This is a genomic window from Bacillus sp. FSL W7-1346, assembly GCF_038593335.1.
Classification (GTDB): domain Bacteria; phylum Bacillota; class Bacilli; order Bacillales; family Bacillaceae; genus Bacillus; species Bacillus altitudinis.
In genome coordinates this window covers 980,536-995,648 of sequence record NZ_CP151988.1, presented here as the reverse complement: position 1 = coordinate 995,648, position 15,113 = coordinate 980,536, and the positions used below count along the sequence as shown (strand labels likewise).

Genomic DNA, 15,113 nt, shown 5'->3' with positions numbered 1-15,113 from the left:
TTTATTTCATCCGTACTCACTATATGAAAAACAAAACCTATCATATTCGGAGGGATAAAATGAACATTAAAGAAAATGATCTTCCTGGGATTGGAAAGAAATTTGAAATTGAAACGAGAAATAGAGAAAAGATGACGATTGTGATTCATGATGATGGCAGACGGGAGATTTATCGTTTCGACGATGAAGATCCAGATGAAATACTGTCCACCATTTCTCTCGATGATGCTGAAGCCCGGCAAATTGCGGCCATTATTGGCGGTATGGTGTATAAGCCGCAAGCACTTGAAACGATTGAAATGGCATTCAATGATTTGATCATTGAATGGTTTAAGGTAGAAAAAGACGCAAAAGCGGTTGGACATACACTCGGCGATTTAGATGTGAGACAAAATTATGAAGTCACCGTCATTGCGATCATTAAACATACAAATGAAAAATTACTCAACCCCGGTGCCGATTCGATTATTCAAGCAAATGATACGATGGTCATTTCAGGCGAAAGAAAACACTTGAAGCGATTGATACGTGATTTTCTTTCTAGAGGGGGAGAGTGATGAATGGATCATTTAGTCTTTGAAGTTGGAACGGCGCTTATTCTCATCGCCATTGCCAGCTTAATCGCCAATAAAATTAAATTTTCTATCATTCCTTTTCTCATTGTCCTCGGGATGATTGTTGGTCCGCATGCACCAACCATCGGGATCATTGATTTGAAGTTTATCGAGAGCACCGAGATTATTTCGTTTTTTGGTAGAATGGGTGTCCTGTTCCTTCTATTCTACCTTGGGCTTGAGTTCTCTGTCGGCAAACTCATAAAATCGGGTAAATCCATTGCAGTCGGCGGATCTATTTATATTTTGATCAACTTTAGCTTAGGATTGCTTTATGGGTTTATCACAGGCTTTGGATTCCTTGAAGTTCTCATTATGGCAGGCGTTATCACCATTTCATCCAGCGCCATTGTCGCCAAAGTCCTTGTCGATTTAAAACGGACAGCGAACCCTGAAACAGAGTTAATTCTTGGGATTATTATGTTTGAGGATATTTTTCTCGCCGTCTATTTATCTGTCGTATCCGGTCTTGTCCTTGGAGATGCCACGTCCGTTGGCGGTGCCTTATTATCTATTTTAATCGCTTTTGGTTACATGATGATTTTCTTTATCATCGCACGTAAGCTGCCAAAACTATTAAACAAACTATTCGATATCCGTTCAAATGAAGTATTTATCATTGTCATTTTTGCCGCTTTGTTCTTCGTGGCTGGTTTTTCAGAGACGATTCATGTCGCAGAGGCCATTGGCGCTCTCTTACTCGGTCTTGTGTTTTCAGAAACAGAGCACTCAGACCGCATTGAACATCTCGTTGTTCCTTTTAGAGATTTCTTTGGCGCCATGTTCTTCTTCAGCTTCGGATTAAGTATTGATCCATTTACATTAGGAGATGCCTTCTGGCTTGCGATCGGCGCTGTCATTCTTACCTTAATTGGGAACTTCACCGCCGGGATGTTTGCTGGAAGAAGAGCCGGTTTCTCTCATAAAGCTTCTTCTAATATTGGATTAACCATCGTATCAAGAGGAGAGTTTTCCATCATTGTAGCCGAACTTGGGATTGCAGGCGGGCTTGCCGCTACATTGAAGCCATTTGCTGCATTATATGTATTAATCCTTGCGATTTTAGGACCGCTAGTGACGAAAGAATCAAAGCGTATCTATCAAATCCTAAACAAAATCTTCAAATGGAAAACTGAAAAACCAAAAGTAAAAAGAGAAACAACCATTTAATTGAAAAGGGCCCTGTGCTGGGGCCCTTTTTTTATATCTATTCAAATTGCTGAAATGCCGTTTCTTGCTTCACTTGTTCTTTCGTATCCCCGCGAATGGTTCGGATGACTTTCTGATTGCGGTAGATCGATAGTTTTAAATTGGTCGCCGCTGTTCCATGAGAGTGATCGAGGTTCGTGAATGTAAAGAAATGATGAGACCGTTTGTCTTTAAACACAAGCCTGAAGTCGTCTGTCACTTTAAAATGCTTATCGCTCTCCCATTCAATCAATGGTTCATATGCGCTAAACCATTCCGGAATATTAGGCGTATATCCTGTAGCCAATACCACATGATCGGCTGTGATTTTCTTTTCTTTCTTGAGCTGCCATTGTTTCAAATGCAGCTCTACCTGCTGCTCATCCTCCATATGTATCGCTTCAAGCTCCGTCATTGGCTGAATGAGTACAGATGGCTCTTCTCCTGAAACGGAGCGATGGTACAATTCCTGATAAATACGAGAAAGCGTCGATGCATCTATACCATTCCTTAATCCTGCCAGTCTAGGCAATGTGTTCATCCGTTCTTCATAAGGAAGGGAATGAAAATATTCAACATACTTAGGTGTAAATAGCTCCTGACCAAGCTCCGCTGTCTCTAGTTCTCTAAATTCACTTGAACGTGTAAACCACGAAAGCTGCTGTCCTTTCTTCTGATGCTGAAGCAGGTCTAAGAAAATTTCAGCTGCACTCTGACCTGAACCAATCACCGCCACCGTTTCAGCTTCATGAAGTTCTTTTTGTTGATCCACATAACGGCTGCTATGGGTCACATGCGGCAACGCAGCTTCTGGCACATCGACAGGAATCATCGGCTTGCTTCCAGTACCAAGGACGACATGCTTTGCACGATATTCAGAAAGCACCCCATCTTTCAACCGCCGAACTTTTACAAGATACCCGTCTTCACAGTCGGTCACTTCTTCCACCTTCATCCCGAACTGACAGCTATCCAATTCACCTGCAACCCATGATAAATACTCATTGAATTCTCTCCGGGGGATATCAAATTGTTCAAATGTATAAAAGCGGTGAAGCCTGTTTGATTCATGTAAATAATTTAAAAATGTATACTTGCTCCTTGGATTAGCCATTGTCACAAGGTCCGCTAGAAAGGAAACTTGTAAGTCCGTTCCTTTGATGAGCATACCAGGATGCCAAGCAAATTCGGTTTCCTGTTCAAAAAAACAGCATGTCACATCTTCATACTCCTCTAATAAAGCGGCCAATCCTAAATTTGCTGGCCCAATCCCAATTCCGATCACATCCATCATATGTACACCTGCTTTATCTTTTTACCCCCTATATACCCTTTTACAAATGAAAAAAACACTGCGTCACCGCAGTGTTTACATGTGAGAAACAAATAATGACTCAAGAAACTGAATCTTCTCCTCCGTATAGTGCTCATAACGATCATTATAAGACTTTGGATCTTTTGGATTGGCATACTGCGTAATTTTTCCGGTTCGCGGATCAATGAATTTACTCGCAGCGCCGCATCCAATGCCAATGATCGTCTGCACCTCTTCCATAATGATAATATTATACAAACTTTCCTGTCCATCTAACGAATACCCGACATTTTCGAGATTCCCCAAAATGTTTTTTTGTCTGTATAAATAGTACGGATGATAGTCATGTGCCTTTGTCCAAGCAACCGCTTCATCCATCATACGTGTGATCTCTTCTCGGTCTGCCACTTGATACTTTTCCTTATTGCGGGTCATTTCAGACGCTCTCTTAAAGGAAAGGGTATGCACCGTTAAAGATTCAGGCTTCAGTTCTTCTGTCTTGTTCAAGGAATGTTGGAATTCCTTTAGCCCTTCTCCTGGCAGCCCAATGATTAAGTCCATGTTAATATTATTCATGCCATACTGCCTTGATAAATGATACTTTTCAATCGTTTCTTCCACACTATGGTGCCGGCCAATCGCTTTCAATGTTTCATTCTCATATGATTGCGGATTGATACTAATCCGGTCAATATGATAACGGTTGAGCACTTCCAGCTTATCAGGTGAAATCGTATCAGGTCGTCCCGCTTCTACAGTGACTTCCCGAATATGTTTCACATCTGGAAAAGAGCGATACATCTCCTCATATAGCAAATCCATTTCTTCTGCTGTAATACTCGTTGGAGTACCTCCGCCAAAATAAACAGTCGTCACTTTAATCCCATGTTCCTTTAACCATTCGCCCATTTTTTGCATCTCATAATGCAGCCCAAAAAGAAACGTTCCCACTCTTCCAACTTGTCCTTGAATGGCATAAGCAGGGAACGTGCAATAAGCACATTTTGTTGGACAGAAAGGAATACCGATATAAATACTCACTTCCTCCTGTAGATCGTACAGATCTGGAATGGCTTTGATTTGACGATCAACAATCTCCTGCATCAAATGGATCTTTTCATCATGAATCAAGTAATCGCGCTTTAACGCAGCATGTGCTTCTTCCTTTGTCATGCCTTCTCTTAGCATCTTATGAAGTAATTTCGTAGGGCGTATCCCCGTAAGAATCCCCCATTTTTGCGTCATTCCTGTATATTCCTGAAGCAGATGTAAATAAACAGACAGCACAGTGTTTTTGATTTGCTTCCAGCGCTCTTTATCGTTCAAGCCCTCTGGCATCTCTCTTGTAAAACGACTCGTCATATCTGATCCAGCAATATGGCCAGAAGCCTCCACCATACCGCCAGTTTCTTTCCAATCAAACACCATGACCAGGCCAGCGTTTGCTTCACCTGAATCAAACAGCACTTCACTATCTTCCTCGAATAAATTGGCTATATTGACAAGCGGTCGATGAAATCGTTCATCAGACAGCCCTTTAACTAAAATTCGCATCGTATCACCTTTATCTTCAAACTTGTTTCATTTTACAAAATTCATCTAGGAAAAGCAATGAAGAGAACAGACGAAGGCCCTGCCATTTCTTAATAGACAGGGCCTTCACTGTATTATCGTTTAATATCAAATTGATGTAAAAAACCTTCCCTTTGCTGCATTCTAAAGTATTCTTTGATCATATAAGCAACACCCTGTTCATCATGAGAACGTGTCACCCAATCGGCTTTACGTTTGACCGAATGAGGTGCATTCCCCATCGCAACGCCTAAGCCAGCTAACTCAAGCATCGGGATGTCGTCTGTCCCGTGACCGATCACGACCGTATCTTCTAATGTAAAACCTAGTGCTGAAGTTAAAAGAGAAAGTCCTGCTTCTTTCGATACCCCTTTGCATACAATGTTCATTTTCTCATCACTGATCTTAATCAGATCAACAGATGGGAATGCTTGTTGAATGGTTGTGTGGATTTCAGGTTGAAGTGCTGCCGTCGAATACACTTCAATGACAGGTGTGCTAACCGGTTCATCCATGAGCATATCACTTAATGATTCAACAAATTGAACGGGATAGAAAATGGGATCAGACGGATGAATCAACGTTTTTCCCATCAATTGAGACTGTGTTTTTTTCCGATTGCCGATTGAGAATTTTTCATGTAACAAGCGAACATTACAATCAAAGCTTTCAAGGATCTGCACAAGATTAAATGTTTTCTCTTCCGTTAATTTCTTCACATGGAGCGGCTCATCAAGCTTATCCGCGATAAATGCACCACTATGCGTCACAAGAGTTGAAGTTGGTATTTTCAACGCCTTGGCAATTTTTTGTGCAGATCGAAAATGACGGTTGGTGACAATCGTCACGTAAACCCCTTTTTTCTTAACATATTCCACAGCTTCTTTTGTAGCGGAATGGATTTTCCCATTGGAACGAAGTAACGTTCCATCTATATTGAGTGCAAGTAGCTTTTTTGACACTGAGGCATCCCCCTTCTTGATGACTGTACTTACGATGAGGATATGCCCTAGCTTATCGCTTTAGAACATGCAGTTGAAGCAGCCCTTGTTTTATGCCTCAATCGCAAATAAAAAAAGCCTACCCCTAGGCTTTTTTTTATGTATGGTTTGGATGCGTAACAATGGCGTGATGAAGCTCCCCATGATCCCCTCATCTTTCACACACCAAAGCATTGCTTATATCATATCCCCTTATGCTTTGCTTTTCTCCCAGAAGCGCTTCTCTCTCATTTGACTCATCGTCGTAAATCCAAAGTGGAACGCACCCAATTCATCACGATAGCGCTTTTTGAAAGCACTTTCAATAAGTATTATCGCAGAATTTACGAGCTTCGACAACCCTTTTTTTAAAGATATACAAGCGGCGATATGAATGAAAAAAAGGGCGAATATGATCGCCCTTTCAATTAATTTTCTTCTGCATTTCCATAAAGCTCTTCAAGAGGCTTCATGATAATTTTATTTAATTCACCGATGAGAACACTTACGCGTTGTTCTGCTTCCATCAACTGAGAGATTTTATCGTGCTGCTGCACAAGTGCAACCGTTTTTTGCGCTTGCTCTACTTCTTCTTGTGTAATCTCTTGACCAGTCATTTGTTTTTGTTGAAGGTTTACTTGAATGTCACGGAAGTTCTCAAACATTCTTTTAGAGGACTCATCCCCATTTACCTCATCATAAAGATTTCTTAAAGCTGAATATTCTTCGCTATGACGCAGTGCTTTTTCAAGGTCATATGCAACATCATAAAGATTTACAGACATGTTATGTCTCCTTTCTATCCGTTATCACCGATATGGATCGGCGGACACCACTCCACTATAACAAACTATGGCTTTCGTTTCACATATATACAATAAATTCATCGAAATTTCTCGATCTTGCCTTAGAATAAGGTGACAAAAATCGCTTGGACAGCACCGATCAATCCACCTAAAAGACCGCCTAAAAATGTGATCATCTTCAGCTCCTTATTAGATATGCTGATCACAAGCTCTTCCATTTTTTCAAGCGGGAAAAGTTCAATTTGTTCACGAATAATTTCTTCAAATTGGAGCTTTGCGAGCAGTCCCTCAAGCGCATTAGATGCGGCTTCAATCCCTTTATCAATGAGAGATGGAGCAAATTTGGTCTTAAGATCATCCGCTACTGCACTGATGTAAACTCCTACTGGTCTATCTAACAGCACCTTTGTAGAAAAATGTGAAAGCAATTGCTTTTTCACACTAAATAGAAGCTCTTTCACATTCCATTTTTTATCAAGCTCATGTAAAGAAAATTGCTTTACCTTGTCCCATTCTTGAACAAGTAAATCTGATAAAAACCTTTTTGTCTCTGCATTCTTTAAGAACTTCATCATTTCAGGATGTACGCGATCAATTAAGCTTGAATTCCCTAAAAACATTTGGACCATACTGCCAAGCATTCCTCGTTCTTTTAAGAAATCATCTATCATATGACCGAGTCTTGCTTTTCCCTCATCACTTTCAAAGTAATGAATGCCTCTCTTTAAAATATAATCTGCGGCATCTGGAATTTTGGATGCAAGCTTATTTTCTACATCCTGTGGCAGCAGCTCAGACAACGTTTGCTGATCATACTTTTCAAGCAGTGAGTGGAGCTTATGATCAGTCCACTGATGAAGCCATGCGTCAGCTTTAACGTCAGCCTCTGAAAAACCGTATTTTTCTAACATAGAGAAAACCGTCATTTCCATATCAGCACCTTTATCAATATATCGGTGCACTGCCTGCAATATCTCTTGCTTTGCCTCTGATGATTCAAATCGTTTTTTAATACCCTCTGGCGTTAGTAAATGCTCCATCACCATGACGCCAACCTGCTTGGCTACTTCATCTCTTCTTTTAGGAATGAGACCCGGTGTAAAAGGGAGCTGCTTCCCAAATAAATAATATGGCTTATACGGACGAAAAAGCATTTTAATTGCGAGATGGTTTGTTGCTGCCCCTATCACTGCACCTATCACAATCATAAAGAGAAACGTTGTGAATATATCCAAAGTCGTCATCTACCTTTCAAACAACACCTGAAGTTTATTGTTTTTATCTATACGTATTATAGTTGTTGTCAAGAGTCCAAGCAAATGAAGCATTCAATGTGACATATGAGACAACGATCTGTCGTAATGATATAGGAACGCCAAGTTTATGTAAAATCAACAAAAAGTGTTTTTCAGATGTTAAAAAATGAATTTGAAAAGTAGGTGTTGTTTCATGATGTCAACGCTCGGCATTGTCACTCTTTCTCCGAAGCATGAAGAAGCATTCACACATCAGCTTGCCAAAGCAGCCTCTTCTTTTGAATTAGAAGTTGTTCGTTTTTCACCTCTAGATTTAAAGCCTGCTTCAAATGTCATTCACGGTCAAAAATTTAAGACTGGCAAAGGATTTGAAGCGTCAGAATTTCAGATTCCTGACTTGATTTATGATCGTTGTCTTTATCAGCATGACGCACAATCAAAAAAAGCAAAACCTATCATGAATTGGTTAAAAAAGTATCCAAAAACCGTTTTTTTGAATACTGGAATTTCAAATAAAATGCGGCTATTCGAGCAGCTCCGTCTCCTCCCTTCTTTACAACCATACTTACCTGTCTGCTCTCTATTGACAGAGCCTTCAGACCTTCTCAACTTGGTCAGAAAGGGCGGATATTGTAAAATACAGCCGCTTTCTCAACAGCACGCAGCACCCTCTTGCTTCATTTCTTTAAGAGACAAATCACTCATTACTGTGCAGCTAAACGCTAAGCAAATCATCACCTTTTCACATTCAGAAGAGGTTGAGCGTTGGTGCAAAAAGTATATCGGCCGATCTTTCCTTCAATTTTTTAACACGAATGATCAAAAAGACGTTATTTTCAATGAAATTAGGATTTTTCTTATAAAAAATTCACAAAACCAATGGAATAGCATGGGGATTCATACAAAACCATCAGTAGAAAACAGCCTTTTAAGCAATACACAAAATTCCATTCATGTGGTAGCCTTTGATCACTATTTAAACTCATTAAAGCCACACATCAAGGAGCTGCTGTTAGATGATATTGCCTCCATTCAGTCATCTCTTCCAGCGTTTATAGACAAAACTTTCTCACCGTGTATTGAATTCGCTATAGACTTGCTTCATACAAATGAAGGCAGACTTTTCATCTCAAATGTAAGATCAAAGCCAGGACGATCCTCTTTTTTAAAAGCTTACCCTGAGAGGGAGAATCAATTGATTCAGACCATACTTGAACATGCCAAATCGATGATGGCTGAAGAAAAGGAGGTTCCTTATGAAGAGAAAACGCTACATCATCGCTCCTCATTCAGCAAGTGAAAAAACAGTACATCTCCCTGCTCAGTTTAAAGAGCAGGGGGCAATTTTATCTATTGCTTTAGGTTCTTGTTTAGTAAATGATTTCACCATTTCCTATCATCATCAATCACAAAGGATTTTATTATCAGAAGACCTTTATCGCGCTTTACTCATTCCATACAAAACGAAAGCTGATGTCATATTAGTTCAACATACACTCTATATAGGACCTCTCATCGGCATTTTCACTGCAGGATTCGAACAAAATACAGCACCTTTAGGCACTAGGTCTTCCTATTTTATGAAACTGTTGCAATCTTGCAGGCAGCATGCTGGTTTTGCATATCTTTTTGGTACTCATTCTATCGATTGGGATAAAGGAATAGTAGACGGTTTGCTTTACCAAGAGGAGCGATGGGTAAAAAAGAAGATGCCCCTCCCATCCGTTGTTTATGACCGGCTCCCTAATAGAAAGGCTGCTCAGTCGGCATTCATTCAAGAAACAAAACGAAAACTCACTCAAGACTACGATATCCCTTGGTTCAATCCTTATTTTTTTAATAAATGGGACATTCATGAGCAATTATTAACAGATGAAAAAACAAGCTCTTTCTTACCACATTCCATACGATTAGATCCTGTTGATGCTTTAAATAAAATAGAAACACTCCTTCATCTGCATCATGTCATTTATTTAAAACCAACAAACGGCAGTCACGGAGACGGTATTTATCAGTTAAAGAAGACGGAAAACGGGATCACTGTCTGCTCAAATAAAGGGAAATCCACTTCATATCATTCCGTAGATCATTTCGTGAAAAAACTGCGGGAAGATTGTGCAATTCACGACTTGATTGCACAACAAGGCATTGAGCTTCTTCAAATAGACAATCAACCACTGGATTTTAGAATTCATACGAATAAAAATAAGTATGGTCATTGGACTGTTACAGCCGCTGCTGGAAAAGTTTCAGGAGATCACACTGTCACAACCCATCAACTGCATGGTGGTTCAGTAAAAACACTGTATGATATCTTTCCTGATGCAGAGAAACGTTTGAAGGTTTTGCAAGAGCTCTCTGATACTGCCCTCGCACTTAGTCGTGTGATAGATGAAAAAATGCCCGGTCTGATTGGCGAAATTGGTTTTGACTTAGGTATTGATCACTTAGGTGCTATCTGGATGTTTGAAGCCAATTCTCGTCCAGGCCGCGAGATTTTTCTACATGCACCATTGAAAAACTCAGAATGGCTGATTGGGAAAAGAATCGTTGAATACGCATCTTACCTAACACAAATGGCTCTTACTCCTATAGACCATGCAAACGCCTACTGATGATTTCTTTTCATGTCTCTGAAATCTGTGCTTTCCCTATGCTCTTTTCATCAGATGAGATACAATAAAACCAAGTTCAAGGTTGTTTCCGTATTGTCGTGTGTATTTATTGTTTCATCAATAAAAGCAAGGAGGCAATGATGATATGATTTCTCATTTTCAATGGAAACCTCTCTTTAAAAAAGCGCAATTACCTGGTTGGAAAATATCCTTTTTTCATAATGGTTCACACTATGAAGGCATTTATCACAAAACGGGTGATATTGAATGGGGCTCTCAGCTTCCGCCTCATGAAGTTGAACCAACCTTAAAAGAAGAAATCCACGAATTAATGCTATTCCATGTGTATGATTAAACTGTTTAAGGAGCCTCGCCATGTTAGAAAAGCTAAAACTTGTTTACGGACACCATATCATCAGTTCACCAACAAATGATAAACAAACTCTCTGGTATCAAACAGACGAAGGCGAAATTTTCGGAGTAAACAAAACGGAGCTAACAGAAAGAGAAACGCTTCTTCTCAATTCATTCCTCACACCAATTGATGTACCTCATACGCAGGAAACGGAAGAAGAACAGAAATGGTACAGCTATCTCTTTGAAAACAAATCAATCACCATCGATCAATCCGTCCGTGTTCATTTTTTTAAAATGGAGCACCAAGCAGAACAAAGGCAGCAAATAAAAGAGGCTGTGAACAGCAGCCTCGAACATATTCATTTCATATGGACAGGCACTGAAACAGCTATGCTCATTCAAACAAACGCCACATCAGAAAATGGTCAACTTGAACAGCTACATGATTTGTCTCAAGCCATCACAAGTGATTTTTTAACAGACGTTGTCTTCATGCAAGGACAGCTGCATTTGCCAAATGAAAATTTAAAAAAGAGATTATTGAATGAACATCAGCTCTTTTTATGGCATCTGAAGCAAGGAAAACTTAGGTCAGGGGTTGCAACATTTTATCAATGTCTACCTGCTTTCATTCGCCATGATACAGACATGGTTTCTGCCGCTATATCAGATGCATTTATAGAAACAATCTTTGATCGGGACGTTTACAGAACTCTCATGACCTATATGCAATGTAATTTAAATGCATCGCAGGCAGCAAAAGCTTTATATGTTCATCGAAACAGCCTTCAGTATCGGATTGATAAATTTATTGAACGGACAGGACTAGATATACGGCATTTTCAAGAAGCGTCAGCTGCTTATTTCATGATGAATCTTCTCGATCTTTCTTAAATGATCCTATCATGAGCACCTTGCCTAAAAATGAAAATAAGATATTGTGCACGTTGTCCATTTACAGACACCCTTCCTTTTTATACACTTCATTTATAAGTAAAGCGCTTTCAAAAAAGGACTGGGAGGCTACCACCTATGGCTGAAATGATGCTGAATCAAATTTATAAAGTGTACGATAACAAAGTAACAGCAGTAGATAACTTTAATCTACATATTGAGGATAAAGAATTTATTGTGTTTGTTGGTCCATCTGGGTGCGGAAAATCAACAACCCTCCGCATGATTGCAGGCCTTGAAGAAATTTCACAAGGGGATTTTCTATTAGACGGCAAGCGAATGAATGATGTGGCACCAAAAGATCGGGATATTGCGATGGTTTTCCAAAACTATGCCTTATACCCTCATATGAATGTGTACGATAATATGGCTTTTGGATTAAAGCTTCGAAAATTTCCTAAAACAGAAATTGATGAGCGGGTACGAAACGCTGCAAAAATATTAGGGCTTGAACAATACTTAGATCGAAAACCTAAGGCATTGTCTGGAGGTCAAAGACAGCGTGTTGCACTTGGAAGGGCCATTGTGCGCGATGCAAAAGTCTTTCTTTTGGATGAACCTCTCTCTAATTTAGATGCTAAACTTCGAGTTCAGATGCGTGCCGAAATTTCTAAACTTCATCAGCGGCTGCAGACGACATTCATCTATGTCACACACGATCAAACAGAAGCCATGACAATGGCTACTCGGCTTGTTGTCATGAAAGATGGCTTTATTCAGCAGGTTGGCGCACCAAAGGATGTGTATGAAAACCCAGAGAATGTCTTTGTAGGAGGATTTATTGGCTCTCCAGCGATGAACTTTTTTACAGGAAAACTGTCTGACGGAGCCATTGCCATTGGGAATACGCACATTCGTGTACCAGAAGGAAAAATGAAAGTATTACGCAGTCAGGGCTATATCGGAAAAGATGTGATTCTAGGCATAAGACCAGAAGATTTCCATGATGAGCCTGTGTTTATAGAGGCTTCAGAAGGAACAAAAATTGAAGCAAACGTAGAAGTGGCTGAATTAATGGGAGCGGAAACGATGCTTTATTCTTCTCTCGCTGGTCAAACGTTTATTGCACGTGTTGATTCTCGCACAGATATTCAGGCAGGTCAGACGATCCCTCTTGCCATTGATATGAATAAAGCTCACTTCTTTGATACAGAGACTGAGCTCCGCATTCGCTCAGCTGAATGAGAAGACGTTCCACAAACCATCACCATTGGGTGGTGGTTTTTTGTATATGAAAACAACATTTACCATGTTCTTTTTCCGTATGTTTTTTTCGATGCGAACCATAATATTTAGTACAAAGCAGTTACCGCATTGGGTTTCGCCAAGTGGCAAATGACTTGGTCATTTCGCTGGTGCGACTCCAGCAAACCCAACCAAAAAAATCTTATATAAAAAGGAGATTCACATCATGGCAAATTCTAATAGTTCAAATCAATTACTAGTTCCTGGAGCAGCGCAAGCAATCGATCAAATGAAATACGAAATCGCTTCTGAGTTTGGTGTAAACCTTGGAGCAGAAACAACAGCTCGTGCTAACGGTTCAGTTGGTGGAGAAATCACAAAACGTCTTGTATCTTACGCTCAGCAAAACCTTGGCGGAACAAAAGCTTAATTTCATATCTGGATCATAGAAGGCACCTCTTATGGTGTCTTCTTTTTTTGGTTTTATCCCTCACCGATTCCTTTTGAATTCATATGATGTATTAGAAAGGAGCGGATCTTCATGGACATTATTTCAGGTGTGAATTTTGAACTTCTACAATTTGTCGGTCTTTCTCTATTATGTGAATATGCTCATAGTATTCGGTCCTTTCATCTTTATAAAAAAAGCATGACATAAAACTGTACCATTTTAAGTTCTTTTCACTTATAGTATGTAGTGGAGGGATCGATCAGATGAAAATAGCTCTTTTCGGTGCTCATGGACGTGTAGGACAAGCATTTCTTCGTTTCGTAAAAGAAGATGATCGTTACATGGTTCGTTCGTTAATTCGGACAAACCGGGAAGAAATGCTTGCGGGTATGTTTCAAGTCACCGGCAATTCCAGAAATCAAGAGGATGTTCTTGAAACAATTAAAGGATCAGATATTGTCGTGAGCTGTCTATCAACAGATGGTGATGATACTTTATCTGTTTCAATGGAGCATATCGTACAATCCATGAAGCAAACAGGAACATCAAGAATTATAACAATTGGCACTGCGGGGATTTTGAAAGCAAGGCAGCAGCCTGAGCTTTACCGCTTTGAAACAAATGAATCAAGGCGAACCACTTCCCGAGCTGCTAAAGAACATGCCAAAGCATTTGAAATTCTTCAATCAACGGAACTAGATTGGACAATCATTTGCCCAACCTATTTACCAGATGGAGAAGTGACACGGTCATATCGCTATGAAAAGAATTTTCTCCCTATAGATGGACAGAAAATTTCAGTTGAAGATACCGCACACTTTTTGTATCAGCAGTTAAATTCAAAAGAATTTGTGCATCAACGCGTCGGTATCGCTTATTGATGGAAACACACCCAATTTAACCAGAGAAATTCAAAAAGTCGAGGTGAAAATCACCTCGACTTTTTAATATGAGTATAAAAATAAATTAAATTGAATATTTCAAAAAATCAATTAAAGAGTAATCCAGCCTGATTTTGAATGAACTCTTTTTACTACACCTTTTCCTGTAACAAATCTAATTCTTTTTCCTTTTACTTTGTACTCAATGAAAGGCAATTGAACATCTATAAGATCGTATTTTTTATTCTTAGTTAAAAAGTCTTCTAAATACCCCATTTGCCAATATCCATTATAAACCATATTCTTAAGAGTACCTCGAGCACTAGGAGCTAAGGTAGTTATTAAACCAGACACTCCCGCAACTACTCCTGCAGGTGTACTAGTTACAAATACCAATCCAAGTACAGTCGCACTTGTGCCTAGTGCATCTTTTAGCTTGCTGTAATCTTTTTTATTAAATCCTTTATCAAAAATATTACGCTGAGCAGATGTCATTTTTCTAACTTGGCTTAAATTAAGAGTAACCCTTGCAGCATATTCTGAAGAATCAATATTACCTAAAGCATGAACTTGTCCAACCTGATTAGCAGTCTTAAATGATTGAATTTGTGATGATAAATCAGTTTTTGTCTCGACTACTTGTTTCTTTGGTACTTTTTGTTCAGCTGCTGATGCAGATGATGTAATTTCACTAAATCCAGAAATAATTAATGTTGTTGCAGCAATCAAGATGACGTTCTTAAATAACCTTTTTTTACTCTTCATATTCAATCCTCCTGTTTTTTGATACAAGAATATAATATCACAAATAAGAGAAAATCATATATTTTTGGATAAAAAAACTAAAAAATATGTATAAAAATTCATTAATTAACCATTTTACATATCTTATTTCACATATGTGATATTGATTCATAATTACAAAAATATACCTTCCTA

15 protein-coding genes are annotated in these 15,113 nt (G+C 39.2%); 9 read left to right on the top strand and 6 right to left on the bottom strand.

From position 1 onward, the window contains the following. The first annotated feature begins 59 nt into the window (after nucleotides 1–59). Nucleotides 60–557: a cation:proton antiporter regulatory subunit gene (locus NST09_RS05000; protein ID WP_008348915.1), complete on the top strand. Its 498-nt coding sequence runs from the start codon at nucleotides 60–62 to the stop codon at nucleotides 555–557. Between the two features lie 3 nt (nucleotides 558–560). Then, entirely contained in the window at nucleotides 561–1,784 is a 1,224-nt protein-coding gene (locus NST09_RS04995) for a cation:proton antiporter (protein ID WP_007497140.1), read from the top strand. Nucleotides 1,785–1,821: 37 nt separating this feature from the next. On the opposite strand, the gene NST09_RS04990 is transcribed toward NST09_RS04995, so the two are convergent. The 5 genes from NST09_RS04990 to NST09_RS04970 all read right to left on the bottom strand — a co-directional run bounded on the left by NST09_RS04990 (nucleotide 1,822) and on the right by NST09_RS04970 (nucleotide 7,710). Then, nucleotides 1,822–3,096: a SidA/IucD/PvdA family monooxygenase gene (locus NST09_RS04990; protein ID WP_342493406.1), complete on the bottom strand. Its 1,275-nt coding sequence runs from the start codon at nucleotides 3,094–3,096 to the stop codon at nucleotides 1,822–1,824. A 75-nt stretch (nucleotides 3,097–3,171) separates the two neighbouring features. Next, nucleotides 3,172–4,671, bottom strand: a complete 1,500-nt coding sequence (locus NST09_RS04985; protein ID WP_125589150.1) for a coproporphyrinogen III oxidase — start codon at nucleotides 4,669–4,671, stop codon at nucleotides 3,172–3,174. 113 nt (nucleotides 4,672–4,784) lie between these two features. Next, entirely contained in the window at nucleotides 4,785–5,651 is an 867-nt protein-coding gene (locus NST09_RS04980; protein WP_008348923.1) for a Cof-type HAD-IIB family hydrolase, read from the bottom strand. Nucleotides 5,652–6,097: 446 nt separating this feature from the next. Continuing rightward, nucleotides 6,098–6,454 carry a YlbF family regulator gene (locus NST09_RS04975; RefSeq protein WP_007497132.1) on the bottom strand — a complete coding sequence of 119 codons (357 nt, stop codon included), beginning with the start codon at nucleotides 6,452–6,454 and terminating at the stop codon, nucleotides 6,098–6,100. 122 nt (nucleotides 6,455–6,576) lie between these two features. Beyond that, nucleotides 6,577–7,710 (bottom strand): DUF445 family protein, encoded by a 1,134-nt coding sequence (locus NST09_RS04970; RefSeq protein WP_060832210.1) that lies wholly within the window; start codon nucleotides 7,708–7,710, stop codon nucleotides 6,577–6,579. A 214-nt stretch (nucleotides 7,711–7,924) separates the two neighbouring features. Here NST09_RS04970 and NST09_RS04965 point away from each other — a divergent pair, with 214 nt between their 5' ends. The 7 genes from NST09_RS04965 (at nucleotide 7,925) to NST09_RS04935 (ending at nucleotide 14,174) form a co-directional block, all read left to right on the top strand. After that, nucleotides 7,925–9,031 (top strand): YheC/YheD family protein, encoded by a 1,107-nt coding sequence (locus NST09_RS04965; protein ID WP_035703445.1) that lies wholly within the window; start codon nucleotides 7,925–7,927, stop codon nucleotides 9,029–9,031. Next, on the top strand, nucleotides 8,988–10,346 hold the full coding sequence (locus tag NST09_RS04960) for a YheC/YheD family protein (RefSeq protein WP_342493405.1): 1,359 nt from the start codon (nucleotides 8,988–8,990) through the stop codon (nucleotides 10,344–10,346). The genes NST09_RS04965 and NST09_RS04960 overlap by 44 nt, the downstream gene beginning before the upstream one ends. A gap of 145 nt (nucleotides 10,347–10,491) precedes the next feature. Next, entirely contained in the window at nucleotides 10,492–10,701 is a 210-nt protein-coding gene (locus tag NST09_RS04955; RefSeq protein WP_008348933.1) for a YheE family protein, read from the top strand. Between the two features lie 20 nt (nucleotides 10,702–10,721). Further along, nucleotides 10,722–11,597 carry a helix-turn-helix domain-containing protein gene (locus tag NST09_RS04950; protein WP_342493404.1) on the top strand — a complete coding sequence of 292 codons (876 nt, stop codon included), beginning with the start codon at nucleotides 10,722–10,724 and terminating at the stop codon, nucleotides 11,595–11,597. 138 nt (nucleotides 11,598–11,735) lie between these two features. Beyond that, nucleotides 11,736–12,842 carry a sn-glycerol-3-phosphate ABC transporter ATP-binding protein UgpC gene (gene ugpC / locus NST09_RS04945; RefSeq protein ID WP_008348937.1) on the top strand — a complete coding sequence of 369 codons (1,107 nt, stop codon included), beginning with the start codon at nucleotides 11,736–11,738 and terminating at the stop codon, nucleotides 12,840–12,842. A gap of 226 nt (nucleotides 12,843–13,068) precedes the next feature. Then, nucleotides 13,069–13,272 (top strand): alpha/beta-type small acid-soluble spore protein, encoded by a 204-nt coding sequence (locus NST09_RS04940; RefSeq protein ID WP_008348940.1) that lies wholly within the window; start codon nucleotides 13,069–13,071, stop codon nucleotides 13,270–13,272. 284 nt (nucleotides 13,273–13,556) lie between these two features. Continuing rightward, nucleotides 13,557–14,174: an NAD(P)H-binding protein gene (locus NST09_RS04935; RefSeq protein WP_116306658.1), complete on the top strand. Its 618-nt coding sequence runs from the start codon at nucleotides 13,557–13,559 to the stop codon at nucleotides 14,172–14,174. Nucleotides 14,175–14,285: 111 nt separating this feature from the next. Here NST09_RS04935 and NST09_RS04930 read toward each other — a convergent pair whose 3' ends face one another. Beyond that, the gene (locus NST09_RS04930) at nucleotides 14,286–14,939 is read right to left on the bottom strand and encodes a hypothetical protein (RefSeq protein ID WP_035392539.1); all 654 of its coding nucleotides are present in this window, start codon (nucleotides 14,937–14,939) and stop codon (nucleotides 14,286–14,288) included. Nucleotides 14,940–15,113: the final 174 nt, after the last annotated feature.

Coding starts and splice junctions, on each gene's coding strand:
- NST09_RS05000 (WP_008348915.1), top strand. CDS start 60: ATGAACATTAAAGAAAATGATCTTCCTGGGATTGGAAAGAAATTTGAA.
- NST09_RS04995 (WP_007497140.1), top strand. CDS start 561: ATGGATCATTTAGTCTTTGAAGTTGGAACGGCGCTTATTCTCATCGCC.
- NST09_RS04990 (WP_342493406.1), bottom strand. CDS start 3,096: ATGATGGATGTGATCGGAATTGGGATTGGGCCAGCAAATTTAGGATTG.
- NST09_RS04985 (WP_125589150.1), bottom strand. CDS start 4,671: ATGCGAATTTTAGTTAAAGGGCTGTCTGATGAACGATTTCATCGACCG.
- NST09_RS04975 (WP_007497132.1), bottom strand. CDS start 6,454: ATGTCTGTAAATCTTTATGATGTTGCATATGACCTTGAAAAAGCACTG.
- NST09_RS04965 (WP_035703445.1), top strand. CDS start 7,925: ATGATGTCAACGCTCGGCATTGTCACTCTTTCTCCGAAGCATGAAGAA.
- NST09_RS04960 (WP_342493405.1), top strand. CDS start 8,988: ATGAAGAGAAAACGCTACATCATCGCTCCTCATTCAGCAAGTGAAAAA.
- NST09_RS04955 (WP_008348933.1), top strand. CDS start 10,492: ATGATTTCTCATTTTCAATGGAAACCTCTCTTTAAAAAAGCGCAATTA.
- NST09_RS04950 (WP_342493404.1), top strand. CDS start 10,722: ATGTTAGAAAAGCTAAAACTTGTTTACGGACACCATATCATCAGTTCA.
- ugpC (WP_008348937.1), top strand. CDS start 11,736: ATGGCTGAAATGATGCTGAATCAAATTTATAAAGTGTACGATAACAAA.
- NST09_RS04940 (WP_008348940.1), top strand. CDS start 13,069: ATGGCAAATTCTAATAGTTCAAATCAATTACTAGTTCCTGGAGCAGCG.
- NST09_RS04935 (WP_116306658.1), top strand. CDS start 13,557: ATGAAAATAGCTCTTTTCGGTGCTCATGGACGTGTAGGACAAGCATTT.
- NST09_RS04930 (WP_035392539.1), bottom strand. CDS start 14,939: ATGAAGAGTAAAAAAAGGTTATTTAAGAACGTCATCTTGATTGCTGCA.